Here is a 17,282-nt window from a genome sequence, read left to right as displayed (position 1 = left end):
GCGGCTTCGCCATTATGCCCCACATGCCTGCGCCCCTTATTTAAAAGTTATACGCCAAGGGAAAGATGTGACTAAAAAGGAACTATTAATAAGAGCAATTTTTCTTTGTGGCACTACTTTTATTGCCCTTATTATTTACTATGGAAACTTTGCAGATAGCTTTGCGTCGTTCTTTGGATATCCGGTTGCGACTATATTAATTGTAAGCGTCCGGTAATCCCCACATTCAAAAACTGACATAGCTACTGCATGGTGTTCTTCCACAAAGGAGAACACACATGCGATATCAACGACGAGACGTAAATACCTGGCTGGAACTTTTTGAGCGTCAGGAACAAAGCGGGTTGTCAGCGGTGGTGTTTTGCCGCCAACACCAGATTAATATCCAGACTTTTTATGCCAGACGCAGTGACATCCGTCTTCAGCGAACCAGTAATAAATTTGTTCATGTTAAGCGCGAAGTCACCACCTTCGAGTCCCGTGTTGATGATGACAGTCAGTCTCTCTCGTTGGAATACGCTGCTTCGACGTTGCGGTTACCGGCCAATGTAAGTCCCCAGTGGTTGGCCAACCTGATGATGGCGCTGAACGAATGAGGATGTTTGTTGAACCTTCTGACATTTATCTTTATCTGGATAATGTCGACTTCCGTAAGTCCATCAACGGCCTGATTGTCGTGGTGGAACAGCAGATGGAATTGAACCCGTTCCGGGATGCGCTGTTTGTCTTCTGTAATAAAAAGCGGGATAAGTTGAAGGTGCTGTACTGGGATAAAACCGGGTTTGCCCTGTGGTATAAGCGCCTGGAGAAGCATCGCTTCAAATGGCCATCAGACACTGAACTACAGCACATGCACCTGAGTGAGCAGCAGTTGCAGTGGTTGTTGTCGGGCTTTGATGTGATAGGCCACTCGCCATTGAATTACAAGGCTTCCGGCTTATAACCGGTGATCATAAACAGCATTTATCGATCACGAAATAGTCTGAATAATATCGGGCAATCAATACGTTATTGCGTGATAATTATGTCATGAATATTGATATCGAGAATTTACCAGACGACCCGGCGACATTGAAAAAAATGTTGTCGCAGGTAATGGCGCGTTATCAATATCTGGAAGAGCAGTTCCGCATCGCACAGCAAAGACAGTTTGGTAAAAGCACCGAAGGCCACCCTGGTCAGGGTGAGCTGTTTAATGAGGCGGAAGAACTGGTTGCCGATGTTGAAACGCCAGAGCAGGAAACCATCAGTTACACACGCAGTAAACCTAAGCGCAAACCACTGCCTGAGGACTTACTGCGTGAAGTCATCGTCCACGATATCCCTGATGAAGATAAAGTCTGTGATTGCTGCGCTGGCGCGCTGCACTGCATCGGCGAAGATAAGTCTGAGAAACTCCAGTTCATTCCGGCTCAGGTCAAAGTGATTGAGCATGTACGTCCGAAGTATGCGTGTCGTACTTGCGAAAAAGAGGGTATCATCAACACGGTCAAACAAGCGCCGGTACCACATAGCGTTATCCCCAAAGGTTATGCAACGCCGAGCCTGTTGAGTCAGATAATCACCAGCAAATACCAGTATGGTCTGCCACTTTACCGGCAGGAAGCTATGTTCAAACAGCATGGCATCGAACTCAGCCGTAAGACCATGGCAGACTGGATAATCCGTTGCGCTGAGTTATTTAAGCCGCTTTATGATCAGCTTCATCAGCATCTGCTACAACAACCGGTTATCCAGGCGGATGAAACCACCCTGAAGGTTGTCGATTCTGACAAAGCGGCCAGTTACATGTGGTTGTATGCCGCCGGTGCAGATTCACCGCAAGCGACCATCACCGGCTCGGTGATATCCAATATCGTGCTGTACGATTATCACAATAGCCGTGCCGGGCGATGTGCCGTAGACTTCCTTGATGGTTATAGCGGCTATCTGCAAGTGGATGGCTATCAGGGCTACGAACAAACGCAGGCCACCTTAGTCGGCTGCTGGGCTCATGCGAGACGGAAGTTCATGGAAGCGAAAAAAGGCGCTGGCAGTAAAGGCAGTGGCAAAGCCGACTGGGCACTGAACCACATCCAGAAACTTTACCGTGTCGAGACGCAGTTAAAGGAAGAAACCGCAGCAACCCGCTACACACAACGACAGGAAAAAAGCCTGCCGCTGCTGAATCAGCTTGAAACCTGGCTGATAAAATCAGCACAACAGGTGCTACCGAAAACAAAACTCGGAGAGGCAATACAATACTGCCTTAATCAATGGCATAAGCTGACTCGTTATACACTCGATGGCCATCTCGCCATCGACAACAACCGCGCAGAGCGAGCCATTAAACCGTTCGTCATTGGCAGAAAAAACTGGCTGTTCAGCCAGACCGCCACCGGTGCCAATGCCAGCGCCATCCTCTACAGCATCATTGAAACAGCGAAAGCTAATGACCTAAACGTCTTCGAGTATGTCATGGACTGCCTGGAGCAGCTCAGCAAACCCGAAGCCGATATCGAGCGGCTACTACCATGGCAGTTTGCTAAACAATAGGTGGGATTACCGGACGCTTACCACCAACCAATGCTGCTACTTCTTTACTGCTCATTAACCCAAGCTCTGGTAGGTAACTAATTAGCGCCGCGGCGGAGACTTTGCCTATTCCCGGCATACTTTGAACGAGGTCACTTTTCGCTTTAAATTCCGGGCAGCTTTCAATGAGTTTAGCCAGTTCATCGTCCATTTTTTGAATTTGCTTTTTTAACACCAAGAGCAAGGCTTTGATGCTGGGATGAACGTTTATGGGCATAATTTGAAGCCGGTTTTTCTCACGAGTCTGCATCTCAAGAAGCTGACTCCTGCGTGCCACTACATCAGCCACTTGCTGCATATTCTCTGGCTTCAGCTCGGACAGGGGCGGTTGTATTACTTCACTAAAATGGGCAATCAATGCCGCATCTAATTTATCCGTTTTTGCTTTACGGCCGATGGCACCTGCAAAACGCTTTATATGAACAGGGTTCACTACGCTAAAAGGTATATTGGCAGTCGCACAAGCAGTGATAAAAGCCACTTCGTAACGACCAGTTGCCTCAATGACGACACGATCAGGATTTAACTTTTTCAATCGTTTTATTGCTTCTGAAATCCCCTTTTTATCGTTGCTAACTTTAAAGTATTCATCGAGTGGACGAACATGAATATCAAGGAAATCTTTACCGGTATCAACGCCGGCGTTAATGTTTTGCGCTTCGGTTTTATTCATAATAAGCTAACTCTGGTTTGCTAAATGCGAGCTCGGGGCCCAGTCGACTATTCGAGTATGTTGCTTGGAGCACTGCGTGGCGTTCATGTTTGTTATCGGTCTCTCAATTGAGGAGCCTGCAAGTCATCGAACTACCACACAGCCAACTTTGGTTGCAGCCAAAGTCTGGGCCTCACTTTACCCATCTTTGAAAAGTTGTGGGGAATTTAGGGAAGAATTATCCATACAAACCAGGTCACCGGGGCACTAACACGTAAGCTCCCGTCACGTCGTTCTGTATTTTAGCCAACGTGTTATTGCCCGTTATGTGGATGTTAGCCGTCTATCATGGAGAGATAATGAGAAAGTTATTTTTAGTTTTTATAATTCTTTTTTTATATGGCTGCTCGAGCATTCCTATCTCGACCATGCTTAAATATCGTAACTTTGACGAACAAAGCTTTGTTATTTTAGACCCCCTTCAAATACGTTCAAAAATAAGGTTATCAGAACCTTTCACGCTAAAATTGGAAAAGATTAATCTGAGTCTCAGCTTGGAAAATGAAAAGGGGCTCAGGCATTTCACGTTCCCGCTCGTTCTCGAAAAACGGGATAAGATAGCTGCGCAAGAGGGCTTCTTTTTATCTGAGCCTGCAAAAACTGAATACACATTTAAGCTTTCAGAGCTCGCAGTTAACAACTTCAAGGAAACGCAAAATTTACTATCACAAGAAGCACAAGGAAAAGTGTCTTTCTCAATTGGCGCAGGCTTTAACGAGGAGCCCCAAAAAGGTCAATCTGTATATATTTCAATTGCGCTTCAACTCGAAGAAAAAGACGGCTATTTTACACTTATCGAAGACACCGAGGTCGATTTTGGGCAAGACGGCTAACAGGGCGCTAGACTCGTCACCTGCGATCACTGGAGCAGCAACTCAGAGGCGCGTCGCGATTATGCCGCTACCCAGTATCTTCAGGATAATTGACGCTGCATGCTAACAAACACTGATGGTGCTTACTGCGCTCGTTTGGGACTTAAACGTAGGCTTTCTTCGATTCACTCAGTATTATAGCCTACGTAGTTTGCCCGTAATACACGAAAAGGAATTCGATATGAGATTGTTGTTTTGGATTTTGGTGTTTCTGTCTTTTCTCTTGATCAATGAGACAACAGTTGAATGGCTATTAGCTGTTATTGTCGGCGGATACGCTCCTCAACCTGGCTTTGAACGAGCCACTCAGTATTTCACTTTAGAAAGTTTTTTGTTTTCAGCTTCCTTCAGAATTGTTCCCTATATATTGCTTTCCGCGATTGCTCTTTTTTCCAGCCTTAAAAGCTCTACAATCGGAAAAATTGCGCTTTACTGCTCACTTGCCACCATCTCCCTTTTCCATCTTTGGGGTTACTGGGGTATGCAACATTCGCTTTTTACGTCTGAGCACACCTCTTCGACTTCGGCATTGGCTATTGTCTTTATTCCAATTCATGCCATTTGGCTTAGCGCAGTTGCTGGCGCATTAAGTTATGGTTTAGCCAAGCTCACCGAACGGGTTTTCAATCGTGCATAAAAAAATAACAGCGTGTGCCCAGGCACACCTGGACACTAACACGCTGGCTCCCGTCGCTTCGCTCAGTATTATAACCTGCGTACTTTTTCCCCATTATTCGGATGTCAGACACATCTGAGACTGGATATACTAAAAGGAATTTAACCATGTACCAAGGTTCTTGCCTGTGCGGTGCAATAAAAATCGAACTTACAGGCTCAATCACTAGCATCATTCATTGCCATTGCTCGTTGTGTCGTAAAAACAGTGGCACAGCATACGCAACAAATGGTTTTGTAAACAAAGATGAGTTCAGAATTCTCGATCCAGAAGATAAGCTAAACCACTTCGAATTTAAGAAAGGCAAGTTAAGGCATTTCTGTTCTGTATGTGCATCTCCCATTTTTAGCTCTAACTCTGAAAAGCCGGAAAAGCTTAGAATTCGTCTCGGCATTTTAGACACTGATATCAAAGAAAAACCTACATCTCACAACTTTGTGTCATCTAAAGCAAACTGGGACAATCTTGATGACGATTTGCCAAGATATGATAGTTTCGAACCTGGAAGAACGAGGTAGTAACATATACGTGCCTGTCAAAGTGCAATTATCGCTTCGCTCGTATTAGGCTCACGTACTACTGCCCCGTATATGGGAATTATCCGCCACTCTAAACTACAAGGAAGCAATATTTAATGAAATCGAAAAGAAGGATACTGTTTTTTGTTCTGTCCTACCTTTTTCCTGTTCTTGCAATAGGCGCTACAATTCAAAAGCTTAGCGTTAAAGACAATGGTTTCGTTGGCCACTACTATCAGCAACCTGCTGACTCATCCAAACAGCCGGTTATTGTGTTTGGCGGTTCTGAGGGGGGGATCCCTACGCGCCTTGCAAAAGTAATCGCCAGCAATGGCTTTCCTACCCTGGCTGTCGCATATTTTAGAGAAGAATCACTTCCTGATGAACTAGAAAAAATACCACTGGAGTATTTTGACAAAGCCAGAAACTGGTTGCACCTCAAGCACCCAAAGGCCAAAAACTTTACTTTAGCTGGGTGGTCAAAAGGTGCTGAGTTATCGTTACTGCTTGCATCTAAAGATGCGACTTTTAACCGGGTAGTGGCTATCGCACCGAGTTCGGTGGTATGGGCGGGTATTTTAAACGATTGGCAAAAAACACCAGGTTCAAGTTGGACTTTCGAGCAACAAGAGTTGCCTTACGTACATTTCAATCCAACTAGTGCTGTTAATGGTCTGCTCGATCTCTATTCCCAGTCGTTAACTAATCGAGAAGACAGTGGCAAAGCATCCATAAAAGCAGAAGACATTTCAGGCCGTGTTTTCCTCTATTCAGGCGGTAACGATGAAATATGGCCATCTAATTTAATGGCCGAGAGCGTCTGCCAACGGATGGAGCGTAATGAAACGTCAACTTGCAAACACCTTCACTATCCAGCTTTAGACCATTTATTAGACGGAAAAATATTGGTTGAGGCTGAAAAAGTTTATCGGGAATTTATAAACAGCGTTGGTGGAGGCGGCTAAAAATCTGCTGTAGTTGCTCGCAATAGCCCAGGCATATACACCTGGGTGTTCGCGTCGCTCGGACTTTAGCCCTTGTGCTACTGCCTAATATGTGTTTGTTTTGCGGCTTGGTTACCAAGGGAAGGAAGTAATGATGGTTAGTGTAAAGGAACACTATGAAGACTTATTGTCAGATGTATATACATGGCTAATGGGCGGCTTTGAGTCTGCGAAAGAAAAAAACAAAGCATTTTTCGAAATACAAAACATCAAACCCTTTTATTCTGGTATTGCTCTGGATTTGGGGGCTGGCTCTGGCTTCACTTTCTGAGACAACAACCTAGTCCGGCTGCGGAAACGATAAGCCGAGGAATTGTGTGCTTTACCCTGCCAATTTCTAAACAGTTAGCGGGCCACGGGGAACTTTACTACTCTTATCCTTGTGATAGCGTTAATTCTTTACCTGTGAAATACAAAAATGAATCGTCAGAAACCATCGCTAAAACCACTACTGATTAATACCGTACAGATTTTCGCAGGTTTCGCGATATATGCGTTACTCGTCACTCACCTTTTTGTTGGTGCGACAAGCTGGGCGATAGTGTATGCAGTTGGTGGCGCGTTCTATGTATTTGTAACCAGTTTCCTGCTGGCAAAGCAAAGCGTTAAGCGCGGCATTCACGCCGCATTTTTTGTCGCCGTGCCGTCTTTTCTGTTCGCTATTTTGGCGGTGATGGATCTTATTTTGTACGGCAAGTTTATTGCGACATTAGTTTGGGCAGGTATCGGCGCGATGATTGTGCTTATCGGTTATTCAGGCGCGGTTGCCAGAAAAAAATGCACAGCGGCGTAAGCTATGTCTTCCAGAAGCATGGCAACGCAACTACGTGCATAAGCGCTTAATCTTGTGTGTAACACAGTGTAACCGTACGCAATCGGTTTCATTCTAATACAATAGCGACTTTTATCGCTCGCCGGAGCAATATATGAACGTAAGCACACCTGCGATCGCTGGCATTTTGAGTATTGTGTTTTGTCTGTGGTTTCTTCGTTTTGCGCTTAACAACCTGAGAAACGCAGATTCAAGCAAGCACTGGCCAGGTGTTCAGGGCCACATGGTAAGCGTCACTTTGTGGGGAAAACGGAATATTGGTGGCAAGTCCAAAGATGCCGAGCGTCTGACGGTTTCCTATCGTTATGAGGTAGATGGGAAAGCTTACGACGGTAATCGAATAGCGTTTTATACGCTGATGTACCCGGAGACAGTCCGGTTTGCCGAAGACCACCCGGAAAAAAGTGATGTTTCCGTGTTCTATGACCCCGAGAACCCACGAAACGCGGTATTAATGACTGGCGCAAGAAGCAGCAACAAGCGATTCAGTGAAGTAATACTGGCGTCATTCGCATTGATGGTTTCGGTTGTAGTTACCTTCATGGGCTTGCTAGGATACCTGGATTAGCAACACCACATCGCAGAATTTACCAGTTCTGTCAGTGACCATGCTTTTGTTAACTAAGGACGGTTCTATGCACTCACAAACTTGCGCAACGGTGCAGCCATGAAAGAAGCACAACTCTATGGCTTTGCCTTTACCCTGCTGGGCCTGTTGCTTTTACTCCCGGTCATTCACTCGCTTGAACATGCTAATAACAGTATTTCACCTGGACTTGGCGTACTCGGTGCGTTCTTTTTCCTGTTAAGTGCCTCGGTGATGCTGCTTTACAGCTGTACTAGGTTATCCAGCAAGAAAATCAGAGCCAGAGAACACTTCACTGGCACAGGCTGGCGTGCCTTGCTAATCATTAACGCCTGCTTTGCTGCCTGCTATGTAGCGGCTATGGTTGCAGGCGTCTACACCATCACCTTTGTTATCCGTTGACGCGCACTGAACGCGGACTTTTGAATTAGGAGTTGAGCAATGAAATATTTCACTATGCTACTGGTATTGCTGTTAGCAGGCTGCGCTGGCGGCCCGTTCGCACGAGTTGGAATGGAGCGGGCAACCAAAACACAAACTGGCCAGAGCGCATCGTTTTGCAATCAGCTGAAAATGCAGTGCAAAGCGCGACCAGGGCAAACGGCGGGCTCTGGTGGTTATTTTCAGGAATGGGAAAATGCCGATGGCTCCGTGGGATGTTCCTGTGATATGAAATAGCAATGCTTGCTATTCACAGGGTATGACAGGAGAAAGCACCATGGACGTATCCAAACAATCATTAACAGAAGCCGTGTCACGCAATATTATTTCCGCCCAGCAGGCAGATGATTTACTGGCTTTTTTTGCTGAGCAGTCGCAGCAAAAAACCACGTTTTCTTTAACCCACGTGCTTTATTATTTCGGCGGATTAATTGCCATAGGGGCAATGACGTTGCTTATGAATTTAGGCTGGGAATCGTTTGGCGGAGCGGGGATTGTAGTTATCTCGTTGCTGTATGCCGCTGTCGGTCTGAAACTTACCCATCGCTTTGCATCAAAAAACCACACTATTCCTGCGGGCATTTGTGCCACCTTTGTGGTGTGTATGACGCCGCTGGCAATTTACGGAGCGCAGCAGTGGCTTGGCATATGGCCTGACAGCACGCAATATCAGGATTATCACCGTCAGGTAAGAGCCTATTGGTTATACATGGAGCTTGGCACCCTGATTGTGGGCACGATAGTCGCGTGGCGCTACAAATACCCGTTTCTGATCATGCCTGTTGGCGTCACGCTGTGGTACATGACAATGGATATTACCGCACTTATTTCAGGCGGTGACCACTCCTGGGAGCTCAGGCAGCTGGTTTCATTGTACACCGGCTTGCTGATGACATCACTGGCGTTCTGGGTGGATATTCGTTCACGACACACCGCAGATTATGCATTCTGGCTTTATTTGTTTGGAGTGACTGCGTTTTGGTGTGGCTTATCGTTGCAGGAGTCAGACAGTGAAATATCAAAGTTTCTTTACTTTCTCATTAACCTCACAATGATTTTTGTGGGCGTATTACTGGTACGCCGGGTGTTTGTGGTGTTTGGTGCGCTTGGCAGCTGTGGTTATCTCGGACATCTGGCATTCAATGTATTTGAAGACAGCTGGTTGTTTCCAGTAGCGTTGACAGCAATCGGACTGGGGATTGTGTATTTGGGCATTCTGTGGCAAAAGCACGAAAAATTCATATCTCAGCGGGCACGTGCATCTCTGCCTGCACCACTGCGAGAATTACTGGAGTCGAAACTTCACTCGTAAAAACTTCTCAGTAGCCATATAAAAAGTATTTCCAGTCCGGATATCAACATAATAATCTGCGATGTATGGCGTCATGCCAGACAACAGCGAAAGGAGAAATCAATATTAAATCACTTTTACTCTTTATTACTGTGGCGCTCTTTTTGGGCGGATGCAGCGTTCGAGATGAATCAGCTGACATCGCACACTGCCGTAACAATGCCTCTCAGCGAGTAGCCAAAGATGCAAGAGCCGTAGACGCTACTTATAAGCTGTGTGAAAGCGCTAAAGCACAAAAACGTCATGCTGAAGAAAACAAAGATACTGCTGTTGCAATTGCTACATTTATTGCCGACATTCTGAACTAAAACAGAGCAAGCCATATCTGAACCTCTCCGCAAGCAAAGGGGAAATCATAGCGGTTGAGAAATAATTCAGACACAAGCGAACCGATATCCTTATCGTAAGCTATAAATACAGGATGTGGATATGGTAGTTCGCGGTAGTTTTTTTATTTCTCACTGCTATTACTATTCACACCGCTCGCCTGACTTATTCCTATGTCAGGATGTGAACAGTGGTGACAACAGAATTTTTTCATGGCAGCGGGGCTGTACGATTTTATTCAGAGTATGAAAGACACTCAGTAACAAAAAAGGTCTCAACCGCTGCTGACACAACCTGAAATTTGTTTTGGCACTGTCAGCAAACCGATGCCCATAACGGGCCGTTTTTCATGAAGGGAGACATTACGATATGGGCTCGATCATCAGTATTTTACTCTCCGCAGGCCTGATCATTTTTATTTTGTTTGTGGGTGCACTGCTGTTTGCAGCAAAGAAAAACAAATCGCAGAATAAAGAATAACTGCACCTCACCACCTTACCGGCACTGTCGTAAGAGGTATTATTCGGAATTAATACCAGAGACTGCGTAAATAAGTCGCATCCTGTCGTCGTCTGATCTAGGATAGAATTATCATGATAGGCGTGCTGAGAGATCTTTGAGCGAACCAGGAATTGCAACGAAAAACGACACCTTGCCCGGCCTGTTAGCCGAAAGTATCGCTGACAATGTATCAGACGGCATCGTTTTGGTGGACAAATTCTGCCGGATCACGTTTGTGAACCACCAGGCAGAAAAAATTATGTCTCTCGATTTGTCTGCCGCCTTACATTCCCCCTTCCAAGATTTATTTTCAGATTCTGCTCTCGATAGCTTCAACCGCGCCTTTGACTATGTGTTGAATCAGGGCAAAGTAAATTACCTGGAAATACCGTTTGGTTCGAATCAGGTCTGGTTATCGATGAAGGTGTTCAGGGTTGACGACAACACATTGTGTATTACGTTTCACGACTGTTCTGTGATCCGCAGACAGAAAATCGTTGCTGACAGCCAGCAACATGCCCTTAATCTGGCACTTAGTGGAAAAGATGAGCAGGAGATACTGCTTCCACTTGTGCAGGCTTTAGAAAAGCAGGCGCCCCACGCTGTGTGTGTTGCCATTAATCTGACAGATGAACATGCCAATCAGATTACGTCCGTTACCTCTTCGCGCATGCCCCACGACATTGTCGCGCGACTTTCCGGAACACATCCAGACTCTGATACCCCCTGTGGAAGGTGTATTGAAAAAGGTGCACCAGTCGTCATTGCTGATCTAACGAAACAGAATGCCTGGCCTGAGTTTTCTCGGGCGGCTTCTGACTGCGGCCTCGCGGCGTATTGGTGTATACCTGTGCATTCACAGAAAGAGCAGCGTGTCGTCGGAACCATTTCCCTGTTTTCCCCATGCTGCACGCCGCCCGCTGAATATGACACGCAGGTTGTTGATGCAATTTCGCAAACAGTGGCAATAGTTGCTGAGCACTGTCGGAACAGCCGGGCGCGAAACCAGAAAGAAGATGACGCAACAGAGAATACCGAAACCCTTCTTAAACAATGTCGACTTTACGAAGCCGTTCTCTCAAATAACCCCGATCCAGTATATACCTTCGATTTATCGGGACGCTTTACCTACGTCAATGATGCGCTGCTGGCAATATGGGGAATCTCGTGGGATGAAGCAATTGGTAAAAATTGCTACGAGCTGGGCTACGAGAAGTGGCACGCTGATATGCATATGCGAGAAATTGAACAGGTCATTGAAACCAAAAAACCTATTCGCAGTGACGTGTTCTTTCACGGAGCATTATGGCCACGAACCTACGACTACATATTCGTTCCTGTGCTGGATGCGGCGGGCAATGTTGAGGCAATAGCCGGGTCTACCCGTGACGTTACAGAACGTTACGAAGCAGAAAAGATGGCCAAAGAGGCCGAAGCGCGAAGGCGGATCGCGCTTGAGGCCTCACACAGTTTTGGAATTTGGGACTGGGATATCAGGAAAAACCTCTTTACGGCAGATCAGCGCCTCGGCGAGCTGTTTAATCTGACTCCGGAAGAGACCGCCTACGGCGTTCCTATCGAACGCCCGCTTGATTATGTTCATCCGCAAGATGTACCTGTTATTGAGAAAGCGATACAGGAGAGCATTGCGACGGGAAAACCTTACGATCAGCAATACCGTATTCTGCAAAAAGACGGCAGCATACGGTGGGGCTCATTTCGTGGCCGGGTTATTTATGATGAAAGTGGCAATGCGGTGCGCTTTCCTGGCGTGGGCGTTGACATTACCCGAGAACAAAACGCGATTAATGCGTTACAGGAAGCTGACAAACGTAAAGATGAATTTCTCGCTACGCTGGCTCACGAACTTCGGAACCCGCTTGCCCCCATTCGTAATGCGGTAGAGATACTGCAGTCAGGCTTATTTTCTGAAGAGCGGAAACAAGAGTCATTCATTCTGGTTGAACGCCAGGTGACGCAAATGGTTCGCCTGGTTGACGACCTGATGGATGTTTCGCGTATCACGCGGGGAAAAATTCGGTTATCCCAATCACCACTGGATATCTGTGATGCCATTCGTGACGCGATTGAAAGCGTGCAGCCAATGATTGATGAAAACAACCATATTTTGACGGTTCGCTATCCCGGCAACGATGCCTGGGTAGATGGTGACTTTGTCAGGCTGGCACAAGTTTTCACCAACATTATTAACAATGCGGCGAAATACACGCCTCGCGGCGGACAAATAGAAATAAAGGTGCACACTACCACTTCATCAGTAACGGTGGATATTACGGATAGTGGCGTGGGGATCCCGAAAGACAAGATAAACGACATTTTCGATATGTTTTCCCAGATAGAAGGGGTACTGGAGCGCTCCCAGGGCGGACTTGGAATTGGATTGACTCTGGTGAAACGCTTAGTTGAACTGCACGATGGCGCTGTCACAGTGCACAGTGACGGGGAAGGCAAAGGCACTTGCATTTCGGTAACGTTTCCGCGCGTTGAGGCTGAAAAGCGTGCCGGCACGAAAACGCCTCTGTTTACTGAAGCTGTCGCAGACACCCGGACCCTGTCGGTACTTATTGCAGATGACAATCAGGATGCCGCTATCACAATGGGTTGGATCCTTGAGGCCAAAGGCTGTGATGTGATTGTGGTAGAAGATGGCCCTTCAGCACTGGAGGCCGTCAAGCAGACTGCTCCGGATCTGGTACTGCTGGATATCGGCATGCCCGGCATGAACGGCTATGACTTGTGTATTGCCCTGAAAAAGCTACCTGCGCTGAGAGACGCGGTATTTGTTGCACAAACGGGCTGGGGACAACCCTCTCATATCAAACGTTCAAAAGAGTCAGGCTTTCATCACCATCTGGTAAAGCCGCTGGATTTAAATGATTTAATGCCCATAGTGGATAGCGTCAGACAGCAAAAGGCCCAGTTGTCCTCGCCGTCATAACGGCCCTTTTTACGGCCAGCAATTAGCTTCACCGTGACATGCTATGGTTACCTGTTTTTTGCAATAACACGTTCCATAAAGAATTAGACGCCCTTCCCTTCAGCCTGGCTTCGGTCCGGCAAGGATGGTGCTTTCCCAAAGTAGCGTACAGGCTTTGCATGCCCGGCCTTTTTTGCATTTATTCGATGATTTAGGGGCGCTGTTACTGGAGTATCAATAGCCCGCAAAATACGCTAGCGTATAACAACAGATAAATACTTTCTCATAATGCTAATCATCGAACTGTGAAATTGAAATCAGCCCTGTATGAATTCTGGTTATTTGGCATAAAACAGGCTTATGCCTGCCTGTTTGGTGGCTTTCTCTTAGCCATTATGATTGTTACCCGTTATTGGTACCCGTTTGAAGGCCTGCACCGGTACGATTTCATATTTCTCGCAGCCATTGCTTTTCAGGCACTGCTTTTAGTCACCCGGCTGGAAACGCTGCGTGAATCTGTGGTGATCGTGGTATTTCATATTGTAGCGACCATCATGGAGGTTTTTAAAACTTCAGACAGCATCGCCTCCTGGTCTTACCCGGAAGCATATGTGTTTGGCATTGCGAATGTTCCGCTGTTTACCGGATTTATGTACAGCGCGGTAGGAAGTTATATTGCCAGAGTGTGGCGAATTTTCGAGTTTGAATACAGTAACTACCCGGGTAAGTGGGCCACCGTCACGCTGGTAACACTGATTTACCTGAACTTCTTTACACATCATTATATTGTTGATCTGCGCTGGGTATTGCTGGCTTTTACTGGTGTACTTTTTTACAACACTACCGTTTACTTCAAGATCAGCCACACGCACAGGCAGATGCCGCTGTTGTTTGGCTGGTTCCTGGTAGCGCTGTTTATCTGGCTTGCTGAAAATATCGCGACTTATACCAATATCTGGATTTACCCAGATCAGGCAGAACAATGGAGTATGGTGTCTCTGTCGAAGCTGAGCTCCTGGTACCTGTTGATGCTATTGAGCTTTGTGCTGGTCTCGCTGATCAACAAGCTACATATTCACCGCGCCCCTGCAACGTCATCGCTGGCAGAGGCAAAGCTGGAATGAAATACCTGACACCATTTCTTTGTGGGATAGCGCTACTGATTGCACTGATTCTGGTGTTTACGCTTACCGCTAGTTATTCGCCTTTGAGCAGTTACTTCATGACCGTACCGGATTTTGACGGCAACAGTTTACAGTGGTGGTGGCTGGCTGTTTATGACAACTCAATCCTGATTATTACCGTGGCATTGGTGCTGTGGCTATACCGGCACTTTTTTCCCAGCGCCCCTTACAATGTGAAAGCGATGCTGCTGATGCAACTTCCCCTTGCGCTGTCCAGTGCCACCGCTTTACTACACAGCGGCTTTTTTCCTGGTAATGTGTATCAGGATGTCATTACGGTTAACCGTATTTTCTTTGCTGTGGTTGTGGTGTTGTTATACGCGTGTCACCGTATAATACGAAACCAAAGCGCCCCCAGGTAAGCCCAAAGTGCCATGGGGAGTCAGCAAAGGCAGTATTGCCCGTGTTGACACCGAAAGTGAATTTCGCTATCCACTTTTTTCGCAAGCTGAGTAGTTTGTGTATTCGGTTACCCATTATGTATCCGGAAGGCGGCTTTAGAACTCATTCATATGGATAGCCACACGCACTGGCACAACAAAAGTGCTATCGGTACCCGACAACACCGTTACGGTACGTCCGCCAATCATTCCCGTGAGGTGTATTCGCCAGTAATGAGACCTCACAGGTTTTCTTTACGTCGCGAACGAAGACAAATTGGTACTGACAAAGACACATCACCGGATGTCATTACGCGGTATAATAAATCAGTACAACAGATGAGGTTGTTATCATGACACCTTTGACATACCTGGCAATTGTCACTGCAATTCTGGTGCTGGCGGTTTGTGTCGCGGTGTTGTGTCAGCGCGCCTTACTCAGAAAGCTGACTACAGAACTCAAGAGCAGCAGCGTTGGAACGTCAAGTGTCGATTTGTCTTTGCTATCTGCCCTGCCGGTGCCGGTTCAGCGCTACTTTCGCTTTGCCCTTACCGATGGGCAACCTATCATCAGGCAGGTCTCTTTTCTTCAATCGGGTCAACTCAAAGCCGATGTCACTTCATCCAGCTGGATGCCTTTCAATGCCCGGCATATCGCCACTTCAATGCCGGCCGGATTTCTCTGGAACGCAGATATCAGGGTGCTTCCCTGTCTTAGCATTAACGTTATCGACAGCGTTCTGCACGGTATCGGTTTGAGCAGGGCCAGTATTTACTCCGCTATTACCATGGCAACCAGTAAAAACCTTCCACAGCTAAACGAAGCGGCGCTGCACCGCTATCTGGCAGAAGCAGTATGGTACCCCACGTCGCTGTTACCGCAGTGCGGTGTCAGTTGGACTGCGATTGATGATAACTGTGCGCTTGCTACTTTAATCGATTCCGGCCTTACCGTTTCTCTGCTCTTCCATTTTAACAACGAGGGCGCCGTTACCAGCGTATCAACGCCTGCCCGCTACCGTCTAGTCCGCGGGGGCTTTCAGCCCACACCGTGGGAAGGCCACTTCTCGCAATATGCTTTGCACGATGGCATGCAAATCCCGATGTACGGAGAAGTAGGATGGTATGATAGCCACAGGCTAGTGCTGGTGTGGAAAGGCACTATCACACAGATAAAATTTCGCTATTGATAGGGAAGGTATGTTGGTTGTGATATGGTCTTCGCACTTTCTGAAAACCAGGCTGAGAAATGAAAAAAGTGGCATTATTTGTAGATGTACAGAATGTCTACTACACCACGCGTCAGGCATATAAGCGCAATTTCAATTATAATGCGTTCTGGCGTCAGGCAACGGCTGAAAGAAACGTTGTCGGTGCTTTTGCCTATGCCATCGATCGTGGCGATCAAAAGCAGCGTGAATTTCAGAATATCCTGAGAGCCATAGGGTTTGATGTGCGGCTGAAGCCATTTATTCAGCGTTCAGACGGCTCAGCCAAAGGTGACTGGGATGTTGGCATTACTATTGACGCGCTGGAACATGGGGCTTCAGCAGACATAATCGTGCTGGTATCCGGAGACGGTGATTTTGATTTGCTGGCCACAGCGCTGCGCGAGAAAGGAAAAACGGTAGAAGTATTTGGAGTACCTGCATTAACTGCTGCTTCTCTTGAACAGGCTGCCACACATTTTTATCCCATTGAAGAAGAACTTTTATTGTAGCGTTGCGGTATTAACAAACATAGCGAATGCGGTTTCTCATAGTCTGAGAAATGGCATTTCGCATTATGTCTTAGCCTGATACAGGCTTAGTCTAACAACATAACGAGTGTAAAAGGATTTACCAATGAAGTACGTTCCCGTTTTATTATCTTCAGTCATACTCTGTGCCTGTCAGTCCGCAGACTCTTCTGACACTGCGGCTTCGAAGGGCCCTGCTACCACCATTGATGTTTCCGGGTATCCCGACTTTACCGCCAAAGCAGATCGCAGTAAGGTTGAAGAGTACTGGGTAAAAACAACGTCAAAGAACCCCCAGTACCCTATGCATGCGGCACTTGACGGTATATCAGGATGCGTAGAAATTGTGTACAGCATCAACGCATCCGGAAAACCGGAAGGCTACCGTATAGTAAAAGCCTTTCCCTCAGGTACGTTTGAAAACAACGCGATGGCGGCTTTAGCGCGCTGGCGCTGGAAAGCTTCGGAAACCAACATCGATAAACAGCCAATATTGACATCGACGCAACTGGATTTTGTTGTCAGTAATTCCAAGAACATCGATCAGGCTCGTGACGCGTGTGGGATTGAACCGATTTCCTAAGCCGCAATCGCCGGTTTTCCTACCATTTTAGTCTGTAACTTTTCCTCTTTTTCAAGTAGCTTAAG

At 46.8% G+C, this 17,282-nt stretch carries 20 protein-coding genes and 1 pseudogene; 20 read left to right on the top strand and 1 reads right to left on the bottom strand.

Annotated features, from left to right (window positions below; translation table 11 throughout):
- The first annotated feature begins 278 nt into the window (after positions 1–278).
- From tnpA to tnpC, 3 genes are all read left to right on the top strand, one after another.
- Positions 279–596, top strand: coding sequence for an IS66 family insertion sequence element accessory protein TnpA (gene tnpA, locus ACLBLI_RS07435; protein ID WP_414830468.1), 318 nt, complete (start codon positions 279–281; stop codon positions 594–596).
- A gap of 2 nt (positions 597–598) precedes the next feature.
- Complete coding sequence (tnpB, locus tag ACLBLI_RS07430; protein ID WP_414830467.1) at positions 599–943, top strand: IS66 family insertion sequence element accessory protein TnpB; 345 nt, start codon at positions 599–601, stop codon at positions 941–943.
- Between the two features lie 86 nt (positions 944–1,029).
- Complete coding sequence (tnpC, locus tag ACLBLI_RS07425) at positions 1,030–2,535, top strand: IS66 family transposase (protein ID WP_414830466.1); 1,506 nt, start codon at positions 1,030–1,032, stop codon at positions 2,533–2,535.
- Between the two features lie 22 nt (positions 2,536–2,557).
- Here the strand turns inward: tnpC and ACLBLI_RS07420 are convergent.
- Positions 2,558–3,247, bottom strand: a pseudogene (locus ACLBLI_RS07420) (IS110 family transposase); the annotation flags it as partial.
- A 338-nt stretch (positions 3,248–3,585) separates the two neighbouring features.
- Between ACLBLI_RS07420 and ACLBLI_RS07415 the strand changes: the two are divergent.
- From ACLBLI_RS07415 to ACLBLI_RS07335, 17 genes are all read left to right on the top strand, one after another.
- Positions 3,586–4,119 (top strand): hypothetical protein, encoded by a 534-nt coding sequence (locus ACLBLI_RS07415; protein ID WP_414830465.1) that lies wholly within the window; start codon positions 3,586–3,588, stop codon positions 4,117–4,119.
- 220 nt (positions 4,120–4,339) lie between these two features.
- On the top strand, positions 4,340–4,795 hold the full coding sequence (locus ACLBLI_RS07410; protein WP_414830464.1) for a hypothetical protein: 456 nt from the start codon (positions 4,340–4,342) through the stop codon (positions 4,793–4,795).
- A gap of 146 nt (positions 4,796–4,941) precedes the next feature.
- Complete coding sequence (locus ACLBLI_RS07405) at positions 4,942–5,352, top strand: GFA family protein (RefSeq protein ID WP_414830463.1); 411 nt, start codon at positions 4,942–4,944, stop codon at positions 5,350–5,352.
- Positions 5,353–5,468: 116 nt separating this feature from the next.
- On the top strand, positions 5,469–6,317 hold the full coding sequence (locus ACLBLI_RS07400; protein WP_414830462.1) for an acyl-CoA thioester hydrolase/BAAT C-terminal domain-containing protein: 849 nt from the start codon (positions 5,469–5,471) through the stop codon (positions 6,315–6,317).
- Between the two features lie 130 nt (positions 6,318–6,447).
- Positions 6,448–6,627: a hypothetical protein gene (locus ACLBLI_RS07395; RefSeq protein WP_414830461.1), complete on the top strand. Its 180-nt coding sequence runs from the start codon at positions 6,448–6,450 to the stop codon at positions 6,625–6,627.
- A gap of 147 nt (positions 6,628–6,774) precedes the next feature.
- Positions 6,775–7,149 (top strand): hypothetical protein, encoded by a 375-nt coding sequence (locus ACLBLI_RS07390; RefSeq protein ID WP_414830460.1) that lies wholly within the window; start codon positions 6,775–6,777, stop codon positions 7,147–7,149.
- Positions 7,150–7,282: 133 nt separating this feature from the next.
- Positions 7,283–7,756, top strand: coding sequence for a DUF3592 domain-containing protein (locus ACLBLI_RS07385; RefSeq protein ID WP_414830459.1), 474 nt, complete (start codon positions 7,283–7,285; stop codon positions 7,754–7,756).
- Positions 7,757–7,855: 99 nt separating this feature from the next.
- Positions 7,856–8,176 carry a hypothetical protein gene (locus tag ACLBLI_RS07380; RefSeq protein ID WP_414830458.1) on the top strand — a complete coding sequence of 107 codons (321 nt, stop codon included), beginning with the start codon at positions 7,856–7,858 and terminating at the stop codon, positions 8,174–8,176.
- Positions 8,177–8,215: 39 nt separating this feature from the next.
- Positions 8,216–8,452, top strand: a complete 237-nt coding sequence (locus tag ACLBLI_RS07375) for a hypothetical protein (protein ID WP_414830457.1) — start codon at positions 8,216–8,218, stop codon at positions 8,450–8,452.
- A 40-nt stretch (positions 8,453–8,492) separates the two neighbouring features.
- The gene (locus tag ACLBLI_RS07370) at positions 8,493–9,527 is read left to right on the top strand and encodes a DUF2157 domain-containing protein (protein WP_414830456.1); all 1,035 of its coding nucleotides are present in this window, start codon (positions 8,493–8,495) and stop codon (positions 9,525–9,527) included.
- A gap of 65 nt (positions 9,528–9,592) precedes the next feature.
- A complete protein-coding gene (locus ACLBLI_RS07365) occupies positions 9,593–9,874 on the top strand; it encodes a hypothetical protein (RefSeq protein WP_414830455.1) in 282 nt (93 codons plus the stop codon).
- A 635-nt stretch (positions 9,875–10,509) separates the two neighbouring features.
- A complete protein-coding gene (locus ACLBLI_RS07360; RefSeq protein ID WP_414830454.1) occupies positions 10,510–13,353 on the top strand; it encodes an ATP-binding protein in 2,844 nt (947 codons plus the stop codon).
- A 284-nt stretch (positions 13,354–13,637) separates the two neighbouring features.
- Entirely contained in the window at positions 13,638–14,456 is an 819-nt protein-coding gene (locus ACLBLI_RS07355) for a DUF817 domain-containing protein (RefSeq protein WP_414830453.1), read from the top strand.
- A complete protein-coding gene (locus ACLBLI_RS07350) occupies positions 14,453–14,878 on the top strand; it encodes a hypothetical protein (RefSeq protein WP_414830452.1) in 426 nt (141 codons plus the stop codon). The genes ACLBLI_RS07355 and ACLBLI_RS07350 overlap by 4 nt, the downstream gene beginning before the upstream one ends.
- Before the next feature lie 371 nt (positions 14,879–15,249).
- Positions 15,250–16,086 (top strand): DUF6920 family protein, encoded by an 837-nt coding sequence (locus tag ACLBLI_RS07345; RefSeq protein ID WP_414830451.1) that lies wholly within the window; start codon positions 15,250–15,252, stop codon positions 16,084–16,086.
- Between the two features lie 59 nt (positions 16,087–16,145).
- A complete protein-coding gene (locus ACLBLI_RS07340) occupies positions 16,146–16,616 on the top strand; it encodes an NYN domain-containing protein (protein WP_414830450.1) in 471 nt (156 codons plus the stop codon).
- A 124-nt stretch (positions 16,617–16,740) separates the two neighbouring features.
- Complete coding sequence (locus ACLBLI_RS07335; protein ID WP_414830449.1) at positions 16,741–17,217, top strand: energy transducer TonB; 477 nt, start codon at positions 16,741–16,743, stop codon at positions 17,215–17,217.
- Positions 17,218–17,282 lie beyond the last annotated feature (65 nt).

Source organism: Alteromonas sp. H39 (genome assembly GCF_047556435.1).
Taxonomy (GTDB): Bacteria; Pseudomonadota; Gammaproteobacteria; order Enterobacterales; family Alteromonadaceae; genus Alteromonas.
The sequence above is the reverse complement of the archived record's forward strand: the minus strand, read 5'-3'. Positions and strand labels throughout refer to the sequence as shown.